This window comes from Acetobacter okinawensis, assembly GCF_002153655.1.
Lineage (GTDB): Bacteria > Pseudomonadota > Alphaproteobacteria > Acetobacterales > Acetobacteraceae > Acetobacter > Acetobacter okinawensis_A.
In genome coordinates this window covers 17,419-37,450 of the sequence record NZ_JOPJ01000005.1, presented here as the reverse complement: position 1 = coordinate 37,450, position 20,032 = coordinate 17,419, and the positions used below count along the sequence as shown (strand labels likewise).

Sequence of the window (20,032 nt, the reverse complement as noted above, 5' to 3'; positions counted from 1 at the left end):
CCGCCCGTTGAGGCGGGTTTTTTTGTGACCGGAAAAGGGCGCAGGAAATGCAGTGGAAATAAATGGAATGTTCTTCCACGCTTTGAGCGTGGGGAGGCTTATGCCAGACAACAGGGCCGAGCATAAGCTTGTGGACACTGCGCTCTAAAAACCAGCTTCTCCCATAAACAGGGCTATGGTTTTACGATAGATACGCACAAGCGTGGATAACGGGCGACTTTGAATACTGATTGTCCCTGTGCTGCGTTGTGCAGGCTCGTTCTTTATCGTGGTTGGCTCAAGGGTCACCCTGTATGTGGCACGGTCGGGTTGTAAGCGATCGTCCTGTATTTTGTGCGCCTGAACGTGGCCACCATAGACCGAGGCAACCTCGGATGCGTCCAGTTCAGGTAAAGACGCAGCAGAAATCGCTGTGACGCGCGCATATACCGGCGCAGAAGACACCCTGTCGGGATAGAAAATTGCCGCCGCTCCGACTTTAAAACGATCCGTGTCCTGTTCGCCAATATAAGCCTCTATGGTGGCGCCGGTATGGCTGATGAGTGTGCCGATTTTTTCGTGGTGGTGCAGCGTGTCGCCAATATGAAGGTCGGGAGGAACATCAACCAGAATACCAGAAAAAGGAGCAGATATTTGCTGGAAAGATAAGGCCGTTTGAATACGCCCCTGCTCAGCAGCCTGACGGGAAATCTGCTCTATCGTGTCATCGAGCGCCATGGTTTGTGTGGGGTCGAACACGCTCCCGGACAGGCTGGCATTAAGGGCAACCAGACGCGCAGCGGCAACGGCTGCATCATGTTCCAGTTCCGTGGAGCGGAGTGCCAGAATAATTTGTCCCTTGTTGAAAGACATATGCTCATGAGGGACTTCCGTGGCAATGCCAGTTCCATTTGTGTACAGGTCGGCCTGCTGAGTGGCGCGGAGTAAGGCTGGTGCGCGTAACCGCCCGCTCCATGGCACCGCCATAAGCACACCCAGCAGCACAACAACGCCCGCAGTGGTGCGTGCCCGCCAGTGTGTGTGGTTGGAGCGCATTTGTTTGAGCCATTGTGCTGCTTCGCCCAAAATGGGGCGGGCCAGAAACACCCAAAGCTCTATGCCCATGAGCAATACGCCCAGCGCTCGGAACACGGCGTGATAAACCACAAGGGCAATGCCGGTGAACAGGAAAAACCGGTAGAGCCAGCTTGCAGCACTATAAGCAAGGAGCATGCGCCCGCGCGTGCGCGAGAACGGCTCAGGCGGGGGCGTGTTAGTGCCGAACAGGAATTGTCTGGTCTGCCAGCGTGTCCATGCGAAGGCGCGCTCCTGTAAGTTGGGAATACCAAGCAGGTCAGAGAGAATATAGTACCCATCAAAGCGCATGAGCGGACTAAGGTTGATGGAAAGTGTTAGAATCCATGTAGAACTGCTGAGTGTAAAAACAGCATCACGCAGGGCGCCATCAGGCAGAATACTCCACAAAATGGACGCACAGGCTGCCAGTGTAATTTCGGCCCCCATGCCCGCGCAGTCTATGACCAGCCTTTCACGCGCACGGCGTAAACGCCATGCATCTGTTGTATCGGTCCACAACACGGGCCAGAGTACAAGAAAAGCGACCCCCATTGCAGGCACCCGGCAGCCGTAAAAGCGGGCGGCAAGCCCATGGCCGAACTCGTGGATAACTTTGCTCAGTGCCAGTGCGCAGGCGACCCCCAATGTGCCTTCAGGGGTTAAAAGGCGCGCAAATCCTTGGCTGAATGTGGCCCATTGCTGCGCAATCAGCATGGCCGCACAAAGAATCAGCAAAACCAGAACTTTGCAGAAACGGCGTGTAAACACCCAGTGCATGTGCGATGCACACTGCCCGAGAAAACGGTCTGGGTTACACAGGCGTATCCGAAAAAACAGATAGTGGTGCAAGGTCCATTTGAGTAGGCCCGGCGGTTTGGCGCGCGCCGCCAGATGTGCGCTGTCGGACGCATGGCTGGCAGTGGTCAACTCCGCCTGACGGGTAAAAGTGCGCATGGATAAGACATCCTGCACCGTTGGCCGCAGGGGGGTGTTGGTTGCAATATCTGCGGCAATAGCGGGGGCATCCGCCAGTTGCCAGCGCTGGAGAATTTCCATTTCCATCCAGCCCAGGCGGATATAGCGGTGCCGGGCCGGGTCATAGAGGGTCCACGTGGGTGCCCCGGCAAAAACCGGCCCCCGCAGTAGCTCCAGGTCATCGCGCAGGGCGGGCCATGGTTGGGCCGCGCCCGGTGGCGTGGGGGAAGCTGGGGGAGGGGTGCCTTCGGGTTTCAGAACGAAAGCCACTGTCGCAGAACGCTAAGAGGTTTACGCAAAGCCCATGTGAGCAGCATGTGGCGTGGCCCATAAATGCGTGCGGTGCCTTTAAGGCCCATCCGCATATCTCGTTCCATATCAGCGCGCAGGGTGTAGGCCAGTGTACCGGTGGAGGTCAGGCTGGAGCCGTAGGAGGCAAAAATAAGGTGCCCATCCACGGGGTGGTCGGGGTGTACGTTATCAAAAAACCGCACTGCGGAGCCGATTTCAAAATGACCGATTTCGGTCACAGGCAGGCGAATTTCAATCCGGTGGGAGAGCTCTGGAGCGACCATGAGAATACGCTCTCCCGCCTCGACCGGGCGGCCGACCCATTCTGACGGGTCATTATAGAGTGCAAGGCCGGATATGGGCGTGGGAATGGAGGTTTTTTGCAACTGCTCGGCCTGATAGCGCATCTGGGCGACCTGCTCGTCAATCCGTCCGCGTAACTGTGCAGCCTGTGCGCGGGCCTTGGGGTCGGAAATCCCGGCCTGCACGGCCTCGTCATATTCCGTGCGAGCGACCTGCCATGCCTTGTTGGCAACCTGATATTGGCTTTCCAGTTCGCCCCGCTCAAGCTCGACAACGCTTGTGCCTGCGCTAACGGCTCCATTGGGCGGGACGTTAATCTGGCGCACAATGCCCGCAAAGGGCGCGCGGACATAGGCCGGGTCCACGGCAACAACCTCGGCAGGCGCAAGAACCCACGAATGAACGGGGAAAAGTGCGACAGCCAGCAAAAACACCCCGGCCCCCACCATCCAGCCCCGGCGTGTGCGGTGGGGGTGAGCAGGTAGCCGGGGCATTGTGGCCAGAACCTGAGCCTGCGTGTAGGTGTTGCAAAGAATGCCCAGAAGGCGCACTTCCGCTGCTGTCCACGCCTCTTCCCGCGCGACAAGGGCCAGCCCCATGCGGCTATGGCGGCAGGTGAGGGGTAATATAATGGCAAAGGCTGCCAGCCATTGCGGCCATTGCCGGGCAAGGGCATCGGGCAGATCTGCGGGGGAGAGCGGACGCGGGGTGTTTGGGGCATCTCCCACGTGTTTGAAAACGGCATCCAACCAACGGACATAAGGGGCGGAGGATTCAAAAACGGCAACGCCAGACACGCCTTTTATGCGCCCTGCCGCACTTTCGTAGAGCGCCATCTGGCTGTAACGCACCAGTGCAGCACTTTCATTGAGCAGAACAAAATCCAGCTCATCAGCGGGGCATGCGCCAAGTCTTGCGCATAATTCCAGCACGCCAGACAGCCGGAGCAGGTCGGCCTGACGAATATCCTGCGCCGTGTTGTCGCGTCCGGTAGGAGGGGGGGTGTTCAGCCTTCTAATCTTTCAAAATAGCGCTGCCAGTCATGCCGGGCAGCAGATCGGAGACGGGCTGTACAAGTTGTGCGTAAATTTTTACGGTTTTGCTGACCGGGTCCACTTTGCCCGAAATGCGGGTGACACGCGCCGCGTAAGTGCGATCTGTTTCATGAATCCAGACCTGAAAGGTCGCTCCGGGCTGGAGGTGGCGCAATGCTGTGGAAGATACGAGCATGGATAATTCGAGCGCTGAATCATCAAGAATTTCCAGCATTGGCGTGCCGGGGGAGAGATACTGGTAGTCATGCACCATCAAGTTGGAAACACGGCCACTAAAGGGCGCCTCAATCGTGCATTGCGCGACCACTGCCAAGGCCATTTTAAGGTCGGCATTGGCGGCTTGCAGGTCTGCCTCGGCGGTATGCAGGTCAGACACACTCCATTGCCCAAGTGCCTTCATGCGGGTCTGCACATCCAGCAGCCCCCGATGTTTGACATATTCCGCTCTGGCGTGGGCAAGAGTGGCTTCCTGCTGTGAACACTGAAAGCGGGCCAGCACATCCCCAGCCTTGAACCTGTCCCCATCCTGCAAAGGAAACGCCACCAGTTGTCCCGCCATGCCAGCACTAATCTGGGTGTTTGTGGGCGCGGTAATCTGGACTGCGGGGCGGTCCTCTGGCGTGCCGGGTGCGGTGGGCGCCAAAGCCTGCATGGGTGCGGGGAGTGCCTGCGCCAGCGGTTGAGCCACACCCGGGTCTTGTGCCGGGGTGAGGGAGGGAACTGGAGTTGGGGCAGCCTGAATTTGACTGACTGGCAGGTCATGCCCTGTCTGTGCCGCCTGTGCTGTGGACAGGATAAAGCCAGAAAGGAGTGACGCAGCAAGGATGGGGGTAAAGGAATATAGAGCCACCTGAATTCCAGACACTGAGGTAAAACAAACTGTTTTTCTGAACAACCAAGAGAAAAACGGTTGGGGTGATAGGGTTTAAAACCGCTCGAACGGGAGGATGCCCCCGTTCGAGCGGTGAGGACGTGTTCAGCCGGGTATGGAGGACGTTGGTGTCTGGTCCATTGCCACAGGTTTGTCCGCGGTGGTGGGCGCAGGTGCGGGAGTAGTGCCTGTTCCGCCCGTATTGTCTGTTATGCTGACATCGGGCAGTTTGCCTGCCTGCCACCCCGCTATGGAGTGTTCAACCTGTGCTGTCAGGTGGTCAAGGTCCTGAATATCGGCCGTGGCGGGCACAAGGTCCACCCCGATTGATGCGTAGATATTGGCAAGAGCCTGATGGGTCTGTGCCAGAGCGCGGCTATAGGACAACTGCCCCAGTAGAGCGGCCATCTGGTGGCGCACCCGGTCCCCTTCGGACTGTGCGCCTGCAGTTGCAGCCACATTGGCCAGACGTTCCATATCCAGACTGACGGTGTTGATCTCACGCGCAGTTTGCAGCCCATCGAGCGATGTGCGGTATTTTTGTATGCTCAGGTTAACCTGTGTCAACACGGCAACACTGAGTGCCATACGGCGAATTTCCGAAATCTGCACACCACTTTTGGCAACCGAGATTGCCTGCGGGCCCTGAATAAGGTTGATCAGGTTGATGGTGCCACGCACACCAATCTGCCCCCAGATGTTGTGGTACAGCAGGGCGTTGGAATCAAAGTTACCGTTACCGATGGCGCCAATACCCGGCATCATTTTCAGGATTTCTTTGTACACATCCTGCCGGGCAATTTTTTGCTGGTAGACTTCCATGCGGAGTTCAGGCCGCATAATCAGGCCCATACGCTCAAGGGCTGGTGTGTCCAGCTCGGCAACGGGCTGCACGGCCTGTGGCAGGGTGGTCAGGTGCAGGGGCATGTCCTGCGGAACATCAATAAACGAGGCAAGCTGGATACGAGCGCCCACCAGCTCATCGCGGATGCGGCGTAAATCCCCCAGAATCTGGATAATATTCTGCTGGTAGTCCAGAAGCAGCAGGGGCGATTGCAGGTGGTCCGTCGCAGCACTATGCGAGGCGGCCAGCATGGTCTCCGCCGATTTGATAATCGGCTCCAGACGGGGCAGCATGACCTGCCCGGCTGCGGCCTCCCAGTAGGTGGTGGTAACCGCCTTGACCAGATCATTAATGGCGCGCCGCCGTCGCTCAACAGCAACAAGAGCGCGGTAGGACTGCTGACGTGCGGAAAAATAGCTGATCCCGGCGTCCATCACGTTCCATGAAAAGCTGATGTCGCCTGCGCCGTGGGCTTTCTGCTCGGAGTAGGAGTAATCGAGCGATCGCTGGTTGCTAAACCAATCTATGCTTTCCGCCGCATTGTTGTTGCTGCGCTGCGTGTAGCCTGCATCGGCGGCCAGATGGGGCAACATCTGCATAAGAGACAGATCAACCTGCTTTTCCTGCTGGTTGATCTCAAGCTTGGCGACCTGTGCATCGTAATTGAACTTGAGCGCACGCGCGATTGCGGTGCCAAGGGTCAGGTCGCCCTTAAGTGGCACATAATGCGCCTCCACCGCTGCGCGATCTGCATCGGCACGGGCAATATGGTCGTGCAGTGTCAGCGGTTTGGGGCGCACGCCACAGGCGGATGTCAGTAAAAGCAGCCCAACCGCCATGGAGGAGAGAGCAAGGCTGGGTCGGGCGTGCGAAAGACTGTGTCTGCTCATTTTAGAAATAAAACCGCTCTTTATTAAAAACTGTTCAATTTTATTGCGGCAGGGCACAGCCTGCGCGGCACAGATGCAATGTGGGCAAAGGCAAGGGGCCGGAGTATTGCCCCACTTCTAACCATTGCGTCAATGTCATAATTAATCTAACTTTATTTTTGTTAGGTTAAATTAAATAATTGTTGCAGAACAATTTTTCGCTTTGACAGTATAAATTCATACGAAAAATGAAAAATAGCCAATTGGTTTAGTGCTGTTTTGTTTAAATCTGCCCCGGTTATGTCTTGTGTTTTGGAGAGTGGTTAAAATGCGCCTTATTCTTGAACAGCGTTATCTTTTTGACGGAAGCGTTGCTCATACGGCCCATCATCATGACCACAACCATGAGCCGGGCGCCGAGCATGAGAGCACGACCGTTGCCGCTGTTACGAATACGGCTGTGGACACGCCGCTGGCCGCAAACGCACAGGGGCATAATGCGACCACAAAGTCAGATTCGCTGACATCTGTTGTTTTTGTTGATTCCCGCGTGGCGGACTGGCAAGCCCTGACCGCCTCCCTGCCGGATACGGTCGGGGTTGTTGTGGTCTCCCCCGACCGGGACGGCATGGCCCTTGTCTCTCAGGTTTTGTCTGAACAGCATGAGTTGCAATCAGTCAATTTTCTAACCTATGGGCAGTCGGGCGAAGTAACGCTGGGCAACAGTACCATTAACGCGGCAACTGTTATGGCCAGCAGCGCACAGGTGACCGGCTGGGGCGATTCACTCGCCTCTGGCGGGCAGATTCTGTTCTGGGGGTGTGATGTCGGGCAAGGGGTGGATGGCAAGGCTCTGGTGGATGACCTGCACACCCTGACGGGTGCGGACATAGGCGCATCGACCGACAAGACCGGCATGGCCCAGCTTGGTGGGGACTGGACGCTCGAGCAGACGGCAGGCATGACCTCCAGCGCTGTGGAGAACCCGTTCTCGGCCGCGGCCATGGCGGGGTACGATTATGTGCTGGACACCAACCCAACGGCGGATGTCAGCTTTACGGGTAGTGCGGACCAAACCGATGTTGCATTGCTGGGCGGGTCTTTTAAGGAGACGATACAGTTCAAAAACACCGGTGGTGCGACTGGCTATTCCCCATATGTGGAAATTTTTACCCCCAGCAATGACCAGCAGAGCACGCCCCTGCAATCGCTTGTTATGGTGGATAGCAGCGGCAACACAATCCAGACCCTGACCACACAGGCCATTACACTGGTGGGGGATGATGCGAGCCACCCCGGTCAGGTTGGGGCGTATTACAAGGGCATATGGGCTGCGGCACCCACCGGGCTCAAGGCGGGCGATACCATGTACGCCGCCAGCCTGCCGTTTGGGAGCTACACCTCCGGGCAGCCCACCATTAATATGGTGGCGACCTTTGGCACGGAAGCGAGCGATTCTTCCCACATCAGCCAGTTAAGCAGCACCAGTGGCAAAAACGTCATTCTGGGTGTGGCGGGGGGGTATGCGCTGGGGAACTCGGCTGTAACCGGTGGTTCCGCCCCTGTGCAGGGGGATGACGCCACGCGTCAGGTCTCGATTAACCTGCTTGACGTGACCTCTCAGGTCCAGACCAGCGTGGGCGAGGATGAAAGCCCGACAGGCCCGGGGTATCCTGAGCATTACCAGATTACCCTCAACCCGGCTCCTGTCACGGCTGGTGCGGCAATTACGGGCACCACCGTGACCGTCACGCTGCCAGATCAGGTAATCTACACGGGTGGGCAGATAACCTACACTGATGCGGCGGGCAACTCCCAGACGTTAACGCCAAGTGCCTCCCATGTTACTGCGGGTCAGCCGGGTGGCTCCCTGACCTTAACCCTGCCGACGAGCCTTTCCAGCACCACGGGTGCTGTTACGCTGGATATTCCGGCCTATGTTGGGTCTACGGATGCTGCGGGCAATAGTATTCTCCAGCCCGATGCGAGCAGCGGGAATGTAGCACCTACACAAACGGATGCGTTAAAGTTCAGCTACAGCGCCAATAACTGGACGGCTCCCGTTGGCTCGCTCGACCATGCGGCCCCGGTTGCGGTCAGTGGGTCTGGCACCAGCTCGGGCAATACCAGTTTTGACGCCAAGGCCTTTGCTATTCAGGAAAAAGTGGAGGATGTGACCAACACCAGCCTGAATAGTACGGGCGCAGCATTGCCGAATGATGTGATCAAACACACCGTTCTGGTTGAGAACTCGGATTATTATGGCTCCAGTGGGCTGGTCATTACAGCCACGCTCAGCGATGGGCAGACGCTGAACACCACCACCATGACACCCGTCTTTACCTATAAGGATTCAAAGGGGGTGCAGCAGACGGTTGAGCTGGGCACCAATGCCGATGGCAAGGCCACAACCAACCCGGATTTTATCTGGGCCACGTCTACCGATGCCACGGGCAAGACCACGACCACCATGACCCTGAACATTGCAGACAAGGACCTGAAGGCGGCTCTTATGCTTGCAGGTGGCAGTGGACAGCTGGTTTATTACACCACGGTTAACCCACAATACGTCAATGCCAATCCGGTGACCGAGGCGGATACGCTGACGTCCGATGTTTTTGCAAAAGTAAACCTGCTGGGCACCGGCACTACGCCACAACCCGTGTTGGTAAATGGCACAACGGCAGAAACCGCGACAGACACGTCCCACACCAGCCTTTCTGTGCCACAGGGCAAGACAACCCTGAGCGTGGTGGGTGTGAACAATGTGGAGATTAAGGACGGTGAGGCTATTCCCCCCATCAAGGCGGGGGACCTTGTAACGTACAAGGCGACATATACCCTGCAAACCGGCACGTTTAACGGGCTTGATCTGGCCTCTTACCTGCCGGAGCCCTTGTTCACCACAGGCGACCCCAATGCCTCGGGCAGTTCGACCTATCAGGTGGCACAGGCGCAGCCGGATAGCAGCTATATCAGTGGCGCTAACGCAGGCACGTATCTGCTGTCCAGCACGTCCCCCACCACGGTGAGTATTGACCGGGTGACGTCCAGCGCGCAGCTCAATGATGTGGATTTCCAGCTCGCGGACAGCAGCCACGTATCCGAGGCTACCGCCAAGACTGTCTCTTTGCTGTTCACGGTGCGGGCGACCAATGCGCCGTTTGCTAACGGCCTGCTCATGACCAATCAGGAGCAGTCCACCTTCACCAATGGTCAGGGCACCACGCAGGCAACATCGGTTATTTTGCAAGAGCAGGTGGGCTCACCACAGGCGGAGCTTAAAACCGGCATTGTCTCGGTGGTCAACAGCAGTAACGCTGCTGCCACGGATGTGTCTTATAGTGTGGATGGCTCAGGCAGTGCGGGTAAACCCACAAACTATGCCGATGCCAACAGCACCGGCAGTATTTTTACTGCGGGGGGGAACCCGAACCAGACAGGGCTGGTTGATCAGGACAACCTGAATGTGACCGGCGTGCAGGGGGGCGAGAGCGTGCGCGTGGTCACTACGGTTACCAACACCGGCGATGGCGGCATGTATGATCTGGTCGTGCGAGGCAGCACGCCAACTGTGGGTGGCAGCAGCCAGCCTGCCAGTAATCTGACAATCACAACATCGGATGGCAGCGTTTATGCCCTGACAGCCGAGCAGACCAGCGCCTATTTTTCCTCCACCGGGTTGGACCTATCCACCGTGGTGAGCGTTAATGGAGGCAAAACCGGGGAGGTTCTGGCCGCCCAGACCAAAGACGCCAGCGGTGCCGTAACGCGCGTTGCCAGCCTGAGCATTGCTTACGATGTGACCCTCCCCAAAGAGACCAGTCTGGATACGACCCTGAATGCTTCGGCCAATGTGGTCAGCTATACCAACACTGCAAATGGCACAAACTTTGTAACCAATGCGGTCCCACTGGGCGGCGTGGCCACGGATATAAGCGATTCCGCGACCATGACCACGCAGTCTCCCACGCTGTCGCAGACTGTTAGCGGGTCAACCATAAACGGTGTGACCGACACATCTGGCACGGATACAGCCAACGCCACGGCATCGCTCAATGGGGGGAGCACAAACGATAATACCGTTGTGGCAGGCGAGCGGCGCACCACAACCATAAACGTGACCGTGCCGCAGGGTAAGCTTACCAACGGGGGTGACGATGTAACGGTGACCGTGACCCTGCCTGCGGGTGTAAGCTATGTCAGCAATTCCGGCACCATTACACTGGCGGGGGCTGGTCTTAGCAGTGATGCCACGCCCAGCGTGCAGAATAATGGTGATGGCACGCTGACCTTTGACTTCGGTAAAAGTGTGACCAACACTGGTGCTTCTGCGGGTACAATTACGCTCACCTACGCTGCCAATTACGCCAGCATGGGCGGGGATGGTAAAACCGGGAACCTGACAGCCACCTTGCATTACTCCCCGGATCAGGGGAGTACCAGCGACACGGTGGTCGAGCGTGACCCGAGCCTGAGCGAGACAATTACGGCGGAAAAAACCAATACGACAACCCCGACCGACCCAACAACAGCCACAGCGCTGCCGAACACTGAATCTGTCTATAGTGGGGAGGCACTGACCTATAAGGTCACGCTCAACAACACATCCAGTGTGCCAGCTTATGATATTGCGATTCATCCGACATCGCAAAATCTGGATAATGTCCGATATTATTATAATGGTCAGTCATATACAGACCTAAGCCAGATGCAAAAGGACATAGTACAGTCAGGCGGGCTGGCCAGTGGCAGCAGGCTGACGTATTATGTCATGGGCACTGTCAGCAGTAATATTACAGCAGAATCCAACGTAAGCGTGGCTGATTCAGGTACTTATACCTCCGTGCCGAACAGCACAACCTCAGCACTCACAACACCCATGCAAGGCAATTTCAGCACGAGCAATGCCACCCCGGCCGTGGCTAAGCTGGGTGCTGACCTGTGGATTGTGGGTGAGTCCAACGGCACGGAAGGGGCCACTCCCAGCCTGAGCAACCCGCAGTCCAGCGCGCATGTGGTGCCAGGGGATATTATAAGCCTGCATGGTGTTGCATCTGTGCCGGAGGGGAAGAATGACAACGTCACCCTGACCTTTACGCTCCCCAAAAACATGACGCTGGACCAGAGCAGCATCAAGCTGTTGCTGGGCAGCCCCGATAACGCAGTCACGGCCTCCAACTTGGATATGTCCACACCCGGCCTGCGGGCGAGCATGTCCAGTCTGGCAGACGCTAAAACCACGGCGGCCACGGTTGGGCTGTCCAGCTCCAATTATCTTTATAATCCTGCGACCGGTGTGCTCACCATCAATCTCGGCACGGTGGCGGACAATGCCATGCAGGCTATTCCGGTCTATGCCGTAGTGGACATGCAGGCGACTGTTAACAACAGTGCGGATAATACCAGCGGTACAAACATAACATCGCAATTGCAGGTCAGCTCCGGCAGCCATGTCTCTAACACCGCGCAGGTGAGCGAGGCAGTGCTGGAGCCCAAGGTGGTGCTCACCAAGGATGTCTCGGCTATTGATTATGCTGCGGGTACTGTCACCTACACGGAAACGCTTAAAAACATCGGCACGGCCACAGCCTATGGCGTAACGCTCACAGACCCTCTGGCCGCACAGAATGAGAGCTATGTGCCCGGCTCCCTCTATATTGTGGCACCGGGGGCCAGCAGCGGCGCGCCTGCCATGAGCACCAACGCAATGACAGGCACAATGACGCTTGCCAAAGGTGCGACCGAGCAGTTCACCTACACAGTGGCGTTGGCGGACAAAACTCAGGGTGCGGCCTTAAGCACTGCAACCGCCACATGGTTGTCGCTCAAGGGAGTAACGCAGGGGGGGAGCACAACAGGGGGTGTCACTCAGAGCCGCGATGGGTCTGGTGCTCTTGTTGGGGTGGATACCTATACTACCAGTGTAACCACGGGGCTGGCTGCGGTTTCTGGCCATGTGTGGCAAAATCTGGGGAATGACCCCAGCACGTATAAGGCCGGGTTGGACACCGGGCTTGGGGTGACCCTGCAACTGACCCCGAGCAGTGGCAGCACACCGTTTGTGCAGAATGTCACAACAAACGCGACGGATGGCAGCTACGCCGCACTGGTTGCGGTTTATGGCACCCCCACAAACATTGCGACAGTGAGCGTACCCACTGCCGGGACAGCAGGCCTGCCTGCGCAGGAAACACTGATTGCCAACAGATATGGAGCAGTCACCGCCACATCTGACACACTTCCGCTGGCCGCAGCGACCTACAGCGCTACGGGTGGGTTGGTCATCAACAATGTGAACATGGCCTATGCCGTGCCAGATACAGCCCCAACCCTGACATCCGGCGGCACGGTTGGCTGGGGGCAGGCAATCCCCGTAACGGGCAATGCCGATGGTCAGCCTGTTGCTTTGGGTAGTGGCTCTGTGACGGTCGCAGATGCCGAAATTGATAAGCTTATTGCCCAGTCCCAGACAGGGCAGGTGGGGGATTCCTACAACGGCACAGTGCTGACCGTGCAGCGTTATGTGAACAATGCACCCGCAGCCAGCGTGGAAGACAGTTTTGCAGGTTCGGGCACAGGGGCAACCGGTGTTGTTCTGTCCGGGCAGACTGTGCTGGTCGATGGTCAGGCCGTTGGCACGCTGGCTCAGGCGGGCGGTAAGCTGCAAATCACCTTTGCCGCCAATGCTACCGCCGCCCTTATTGGCCAGACGATTGCTGGCCTGACCTATACCTACACAGGCAGCAGCAGTGATCCGGGGTTAAGCAAGGTCATTATTGGGGCAACACTGAGCGATAACAACCCCACCACGTCCGGCCCACAGGGCCTGAACACGGCTACCAGCGTACCCCTGTTCTCGGCGGTGGATATTCCTCCTCCATCTTTTGCCACATCGTATCAGGAGCAGAATAATCCGCAGTCTTTGCCCGCTACCGCCGTGGCGGTTTACCCGGGGCTGAGCCTGCAAGATGCCTCCGGCGGGGCCAGCCCCACCTCCATCCAGCAGGCCGTCATCAAGATTACGGGCGGGCAGGCTGGTGAGGATGTGCTCGCGGTTGCCATACCTTCTGGGGAAGGGTTGAGCACCTCTACGGGTGCGGATGGGACATTAAAAATAACGTCTGATGGCACCACAACGCTGGCACAGTGGCAGGCGGCGCTCCAAGCGGTGACCTATTACAACACCTCTGCCGAGCCGACCGCAGGCGCACATACTGTTCAGATCGCGCTGTACGAGAACAATTCAACCCATCCGGTGCTGACGAATGGCACCATAACGGTTCTGGCGGCTGACAACTCCCCCGTGCTGGACCCGTCCATTCCTGTTTCGCTCAGCACCGCAGAGCGCGATGTGGCAACGCGCGTTAATCCGGGCATGGGGGCGGGTACCGCAGTCTCCGATCTGGTTGGGCTGAATACCGCAACGGGGGGGCCGGGTAATGTTACGGACCCCGATGGAGCAAACCTGACACAGGCAACCGCGGGGCAGGGACGTACGCCGGGCATTGCCATTACCGATGCCCAGACAACCGCAGGCCAGCCCGATGGCACAACAACCCGCTCCATTGGCACATGGCTGTACACCACAGATGGGGGCAAAACATGGACCGCCTTTGCAGGTAACGGTGCTACAACGCCACCGGGCGGGGGGAATGCGCTGCATCTGGTTGCGGATTCCACCGGGCAGAACCGGATTTATTTCCAGCCCACCCAGTCCAACTGGAACGGTACAATCAGCAACGCCCTTACCTTCAGGGCGTGGGACCAGTCGGATGGTGCTGCCAACGGGAGCACGTCTGCATTGCCAGCGGTCGGCACGTTGGGTGCTGGCATCAACACCGCTGGTGCAGCGTACTCCAGTGCGGCGGAAACGCTGGACCTGCATGTGACGGCCAACAACAATGCGCCCGTGGCCACAGGCGCTCTTCCTCCGCTGGCAGGTAGGGAAGATACAACAGCCCCCGCGCAGTCCATTGGCACCTTGTTTGGCCCCACATTCTTCGATGTGGCCGATCAGCAGCATTCCGCCAACAACCCCACGGGCTCGGTGGCCAACACGTTGGCCGGGGTGGCTCTTACGTCGGACCAGGCAACACCCGAGCAGGGGCATTGGCAGTACTCGACCGATGGCGGAAAAAGCTGGGTGGATGTACCCCAAAATGTGTCCACCACGAACGCGCTGGTGCTATCTGCCTCTACACAGATCGCGTTTGTGCCTGCGGCCAACTTTAATGGCCAGCCCGGCGGGTTGACCGCAACGCTGATCGATAGCTCAACCGATGTGCCGTTGTACCATAACGCTCAGGGCGTATCCGTAACCGGGGCGGACCTTGCAACCAGCAGCATAGCGCAGACCGGGGTTGATGTGTCCCACACCGGAGGGAACACAGCCCTGAGTGTTGCTTCTGTGCCGCTCACCACAGTGATTGCGGCCGTTAATGATGCGCCTGTTGCCTCTGGCTCGGTGGCGCTTGTCATGCCCGGGGAGGTAGATCCCGCGCACCCATACAACCAGACGGTTGGCAAACTGTTTGACCCGACATTCTCGGATCAGGCGGACCAGCAGCGTTCGGCTACCAATCCGACGGGTTCTGTTGCCAATACGTTGGTTGGGGTGGCCATTATCAGCGATGGGGCAAACCCCAAAACCCAAGGGAGCTGGGTCTATTCCAGCGATGGTGGCAAAACATGGACAAAGCTTGACCCCACCACGGTTTCTCCCACATCCGCGTTGGTGCTGCCACGCAATACGCAGTTGAGCTTTTTGCCCGTGTCCGGCTATGCGGGCATACCCGGACGGCTTGGAGCTGCTTTGATTGAAAGCGGTTCGCCGCTGGCGAACGGTCTGGTGAGCGCGGGGGTGGATGTCAGCACCATGATGCATGACCCCACCGGTACGCTCTCGCATACAGCGGTCATGCTGCACACTTTTATACCGGATGCGCGCCCTCATGGCCTGCCATCTCTGCCAGGTGTGATGCAAAGTGGGAACCCCAGCGGGCTGGCCCTTGCCTCAAACGCGATTGAAACGGTTTTTGTGTCCCCGTTTGAGCGTAGCGTGTCTGCGGCACATCAAACATGGGTGCAGGGGTCGTCTGTGTACCGCTTTGTCAGCACAGATGCGGAATCGGGAATGGAGGTGCCAATGGGGGCGTTCATCACGCCCAACGGCACCGAAAGTCAGATGGAACTACAGGCTTCCATGGCGGATGGCAGCCCGCTGCCTAACTGGATGTCGTTCAATTCCGTGGGCCGGGTGTTCAATGGCACCCCACCGAACGAGATATTGGGCGGCACGATGGACCTGAAGGTTGTTGGCCATGACATGTTCGGCCATCAGGCTCAGGTGGATGTTCATGTTGTGGTGGGCCACAAGACCAACCTGACAGAGATGGTGGATGTGAGTGAAACGCCGCGGGCTATTCATGCAAGCATGGATAACCTGCAACACAGTGCATCGGCCCTGTTGTTTGCACCCCTGCCGGATGTGGCGGTCCACACTGTGCCAACTCCTACGGCGGGTAAGCCCGCCCTGCGCAGCCAGTTGCGCGGTATGGGCAGCATGGCCCACAGCCGGGCTGCGCGTGAACTGCTGGATAGAAGGGCGTTTTAACCTCTGCGCTCCCTCCCTTTGTTTGTGCAGGGGGATATCTGGCGCTTGCTGTCCAGTAGAGACCCCCATGCGCGCAGACCCGCTGAGGCTGCGGGTATTGGGCGTTTATGGGGGAGAAGTGTTAGCCCCGGTGGAGTTTATACACATTATCCACAGGGTTATTCACGGGGGTGTACGGGTGCTGTGAATCAGGTTGAAAACGGTGCGGGCAGCGTTATTCGTTGCCCTGATGTTTTTCAATATCATGAAAAGCCGTTTCTACTGCCGTGTAGAACTTGGATTCCGGGTTTTCTATGCAGGCCTGTTTTATTTTTTCCGACCCATAGGTCATGTTGCTGACAAAGTCGTTGGTGTTGATGTTGGGGTTGCTCTGCATCAGGTCATTGCTAAGACCACTGATGTACCCTTGAGCCCATGCCATGAATTTTTCATCCGAGCGCGGGTTGATGTCCAGCAGCTTCAGGTATTTCTCGCACAGAAAATTGCCAAGCCCAATAACATTGCTTTCGGCTTTTGCAGGATGCGGGACAAATAGCGCAATGCTTAAAAGAAAAACGGTTTTTACGGTGATATTCCGTAGCATCATGGTTCTTTTCCTTATGGCGGCTAATATGCCTAAGTTCGCTTTGTTATGGACGCCCTATGGCATATTTATGCTGAAAAATCTCTATGCTCATAATGCAGGGCGGGGTTTGACGTATAAGTCCGGGATGTTGTGCCAGAAATTGATTTAATTTTCATATGTAAATACTGGAATAATACATTTAGCGACTGGGTTTGCCGCCCGGCCCTGTTTCCCGCAGGAACAGGGTTAGCACCCCGGCCAGTACAATGCCCGCCAGCCCAAAGCTGAAGGCCTGTGTGAACTGCACCCCCGTTAAGGGTTGCCCGTGGCCCAGATGCTGCAAAAAGGCGGCAAACAGGGGCGATACAATGGCGCTCATGACAAACACCAGAAAATTGATGGCCCCCGTGGCGCTCCCCTTTACCTCATCGGCATTGACTTCCTTGATAATGGAGTAGGGGATCATCGCGGCACCGGAGGCCACCCCCAGCACAAACGCCAGAACATAGGGCGGGAAGGTGTTGCCCGGCAGGTAAATAATGGCGGCCACACTGAGCGCCATAACCGTAATGCCCCCGAGCAGAACGGGCTTTCGGCGGCCTATGCGGTCAGTCAGGTAGCCCAGAGCGGGGCAGCCTACCATCCAGCCAACCGGCACCATGGCGGCACGCATAACGGCCTCATGGTACCCAATGTGCCAGCTCTGGGTTAAAAAGCTGATGCCCCATGTCATGCTGCCAACGGTTGTGGGCAAGAACAGCAGGCCCGAACACAGGCCGCACAAATAGGACTGCGGGTTGGAGAGCACACTCCTGTAAGGCGCAAACATGGAGCCCGCGGGGTGCGTGCTCGTGGCACCCGCCTTGCGCTCGGACGGAGTGAGGAAAAATATAAAAACGGCGACAATGGCAATCATGCCACCCGTATCAATCCAGAAAAAATGCCAGTTTATAACATCATGAATCAACCATGCTACGGTTGACTGGCCCATGGCGCCCCCCAGCATGCCAGCGCATTGGGTAACCCCCACAGCCGTGGCCAGATGCTGTTTGGAAAAACCGCGTGCGGCCAGGTACACAGCCCCCACAAAGGCAAAGGCCGAGCCTGCGCCCTGCATCAGGCGGCCAAGGGCTGCCAGCCATTCGTTCCCCCAGCCAAACAGGCATGTGCCGGTGGCCAGCACCAGTGCGCCAAAGGCAATGGTGTATTTGGCCCCCCATCTGTCCACCGCCGCACCGGAGATAATGGAGCATAGGGAATAGGTGTAATAATACAGCCCCAGCAGGGACCCCAACCCCACGGTTGTCAGCCCAAAGGCCGAGACCAGTTCACCCACCATAACGCTGGGGGCGGAGCGGGTGGAGTATTGCAACCAGTAAAATACCAGACACAAAAACCACGCGACAACATAGGCCTTCTGGTTGCCGGTTGTTGGTTTTTGCGGGCAGGAAGGCGCGGGTTGCGGGGCCGGTGGCATGCGGTCATTCCGTTAATGCATATTTAAAATAAGTCATTTGTTGCGGGTTTATAAAAAGGATTTCCCGGTTTTTTACAAGCTATTGCACGCGGGCCTCATGGGCTGTGCGTGCATCCCCCACTTTGGGGGGGACTGGTGCGCGCCCTTGCTACGGCACGGGCGGCGATCCATGTTTTTGGGGGATTTTTCGCGCGGTATCTGGCTAGTGCGGGGCCGCAAGCGGCTTATGGCGGCACGGTGGTTCAGGGCCAGATAGCCATTGGATTGGCGGGCAAAGGTGCTGCCCGCCGGGTGTTGCCGTGGTGTTTACACGGCGTTTGAGCTGGACTGTGTGCTCAGGAGAGGAGCAGCACAATCACCAGCCCCCACATGGTCAGCAAGGTATTGCTCACCGCATAAGGCACTGTGTAGCCCAGCATCGGCACGTTGCTCTTGGCAACATCGGCCACCATGGCGACCGATGCCGTGCTGGTGCGTGCGCCCCCGCAGCAGCCCAGATTGATTGCAGGGTCAAAGCGGAAGATGTATTTGCCAATCAGGGGGGCGAGCAGCATGGGCAGAGCACTTGCAAACACACCCCAGAAGAACACGCTCACCCCAGCCTGCTCCAGACCTTTGATAAAGGTTGGCCCGGCGGAAATACCGACAACCGCAATAAAGATGTTCAGCCCGACCGTGTTCATGAACCATACGGAGGCGGAGGGCACATTGCCCAGCTTTGGCGTAACTCCGCGCAGCCAGCCCAGAATAAGCCCCGCGATCAGCGCCCCACCGGAGGAGGAGAGGGTAATAGGCACCCCCCCAATAGGCAGCACGAGCGAGCCAAGCAGCCCACCCACAAAAATACCCCCACCTACCAGCACCATGCTGGTGACATTGGTCGGGCGGTCCGCATAACCCACATTTTTGATAACATCGGCCACGTGCCTGCGGCTGCCGGTAATGTTGATAATGTCGCCCCGGTTAATGGCGGTCTGGGAGAGCACGGGAATGTCCACATTCATGGACCCCCGACGGATGGCGTTAATGTAAATGCCGCGGGCGTAAGGGGCTGTGGACAGGTCAATCAGGCGCTTACCGTTCAGCTTTTTGCTGGTGACGACAACATCCACCGTTTCCACGGGAATTTCTATCAGCTCCTGATCGGCAATCTCCTCGGCATGGTTGGACCAGTAGACCAGGGCTTCATGCGGGCCGGAGACGGCAACAATATCGCCCTCGCGCAGGAGGGTGGTGTTGTCAAAGGGGATGATTTTTCCATCCCGGCGCAGATTTTCCAGAAAAATGCGGGTCTCTTGCGATTTTTCCGCATCTTCCACGGTTTTTCCAGCAATGAGCCCAGCAGTTTTCAGCTTGTAGGCGCGCACGATGTAGCTGTGCCAGGCTGTGTTGGCGCCGCCATCCATGGGGCGGATGTTCATGTCGCGCTCATAGCGCTCGCATTCCTGCGCCAGATTGATGCGCAACAGCTTGGGGCCGAGAAAAGCCAGTATCCAGCCCGTACCCACCGTGCCGAACAGATAGGTGACTGCATAGGCTACGGGTATGGCGTTCAGTTCGGCCTGCGCATGCTCCGCCGACAGGCCACTGCGGTTGATGGCGTCGGTTGCAAGCCCGATGGAGGCGGAAATGGTCTGCGACCCCGCCAGCAGGCCCTCGGCCATGCCCGGCCCATAGCCCGATGCAATGGCGGCTATATACACGCACCCCAGACATAAAAAGGAGATGATGACGGCAAAAATGGCCTGCGGCAGACCATCATTGGCAATGCCCCGCACAAACTGCGGCCCCACACCAAAGCCCACGGCAAAAAGGAACATGATGAAAAAGACGGATTTGACCTGGGGAGAAATGGCAATGTCCAACTGGCCAACCAGCACCCCGGCCAGCAATGTGCCTGTGACAGCCCCAAGGCTGAAACTGCCGAATTTGAGCGACCCGACCCAGAAGCCGATCGCCAGTGTCAGAAAGATCGCAAGTTCAGGAGAGCCGCGTAGCGTCTCCGCAATCCAGTGCACTGTCATGTGTAAGCTCCTTTACCCGTAAGTGACAGTCTTGCCGGGTCTGTGCAAAAAAATGCTCCCGCACGTCTGGTGCGGGAGCGGAGCAG

Annotated in this window: 8 protein-coding genes; 1 reads left to right on the top strand and 7 read right to left on the bottom strand. The window is 57.6% G+C overall.

Annotated elements, in window-relative coordinates; all coding sequences use genetic code 11:
* Positions 1 to 144 precede the first annotated feature (144 nt).
* The 4 genes from HK26_RS02790 to HK26_RS02775 form a co-directional block, all read right to left on the bottom strand.
* Positions 145 to 2,301, bottom strand: coding sequence for a hypothetical protein (locus HK26_RS02790; RefSeq protein WP_257640831.1), 2,157 nt, complete (start codon positions 2,299 to 2,301; stop codon positions 145 to 147).
* Positions 2,286 to 3,557 carry an efflux RND transporter periplasmic adaptor subunit gene (locus HK26_RS02785; RefSeq protein ID WP_257640830.1) on the bottom strand — a complete coding sequence of 424 codons (1,272 nt, stop codon included), beginning with the start codon at positions 3,555 to 3,557 and terminating at the stop codon, positions 2,286 to 2,288. Before HK26_RS02785 ends, HK26_RS02790 begins: the two co-directional genes overlap by 16 nt.
* An 82-nt stretch (positions 3,558 to 3,639) precedes the next feature.
* Positions 3,640 to 4,530 (bottom strand): efflux RND transporter periplasmic adaptor subunit, encoded by an 891-nt coding sequence (locus HK26_RS02780; protein WP_257640829.1) that lies wholly within the window; start codon positions 4,528 to 4,530, stop codon positions 3,640 to 3,642.
* Positions 4,531 to 4,656: 126 nt separating this feature from the next.
* A complete protein-coding gene (locus tag HK26_RS02775; protein ID WP_086638405.1) occupies positions 4,657 to 6,285 on the bottom strand; it encodes a TolC family protein in 1,629 nt (542 codons plus the stop codon).
* A gap of 307 nt (positions 6,286 to 6,592) precedes the next feature.
* On the opposite strand from HK26_RS02775, the gene HK26_RS02770 reads away from it, so the two are divergent.
* Positions 6,593 to 15,880, top strand: coding sequence for a DUF4347 domain-containing protein (locus HK26_RS02770; protein ID WP_086638400.1), 9,288 nt, complete (start codon positions 6,593 to 6,595; stop codon positions 15,878 to 15,880).
* A 214-nt stretch (positions 15,881 to 16,094) separates the two neighbouring features.
* Here the strand turns inward: HK26_RS02770 and HK26_RS02765 are convergent, their stop codons facing one another.
* The 3 genes from HK26_RS02765 to aspT form a co-directional block, all read right to left on the bottom strand.
* Complete coding sequence (locus HK26_RS02765; RefSeq protein ID WP_086638399.1) at positions 16,095 to 16,466, bottom strand: HdeA/HdeB family chaperone; 372 nt, start codon at positions 16,464 to 16,466, stop codon at positions 16,095 to 16,097.
* A 178-nt stretch (positions 16,467 to 16,644) separates the two neighbouring features.
* Positions 16,645 to 17,922 carry an MFS transporter gene (locus HK26_RS02760; RefSeq protein ID WP_086638398.1) on the bottom strand — a complete coding sequence of 426 codons (1,278 nt, stop codon included), beginning with the start codon at positions 17,920 to 17,922 and terminating at the stop codon, positions 16,645 to 16,647.
* A gap of 335 nt (positions 17,923 to 18,257) precedes the next feature.
* Positions 18,258 to 19,946, bottom strand: a complete 1,689-nt coding sequence (aspT, locus tag HK26_RS02755; RefSeq protein WP_086638397.1) for an aspartate-alanine antiporter — start codon at positions 19,944 to 19,946, stop codon at positions 18,258 to 18,260.
* Positions 19,947 to 20,032 lie beyond the last annotated feature (86 nt).

What these genes read in the sequence shown, in the direction of transcription:
- HK26_RS02775 (WP_086638405.1), bottom strand. Translation starts at nt 6,285, where the DNA reads ATGAGCAGACACAGTCTTTCGCACGCCCGACCCAGCCTTGCTCTCTCC.
- HK26_RS02770 (WP_086638400.1), top strand. Translation starts at nt 6,593, where the DNA reads ATGCGCCTTATTCTTGAACAGCGTTATCTTTTTGACGGAAGCGTTGCT.
- HK26_RS02765 (WP_086638399.1), bottom strand. Translation starts at nt 16,466, where the DNA reads ATGATGCTACGGAATATCACCGTAAAAACCGTTTTTCTTTTAAGCATT.
- HK26_RS02760 (WP_086638398.1), bottom strand. Translation starts at nt 17,922, where the DNA reads ATGCCACCGGCCCCGCAACCCGCGCCTTCCTGCCCGCAAAAACCAACA.
- aspT (WP_086638397.1), bottom strand. Translation starts at nt 19,946, where the DNA reads ATGACAGTGCACTGGATTGCGGAGACGCTACGCGGCTCTCCTGAACTT.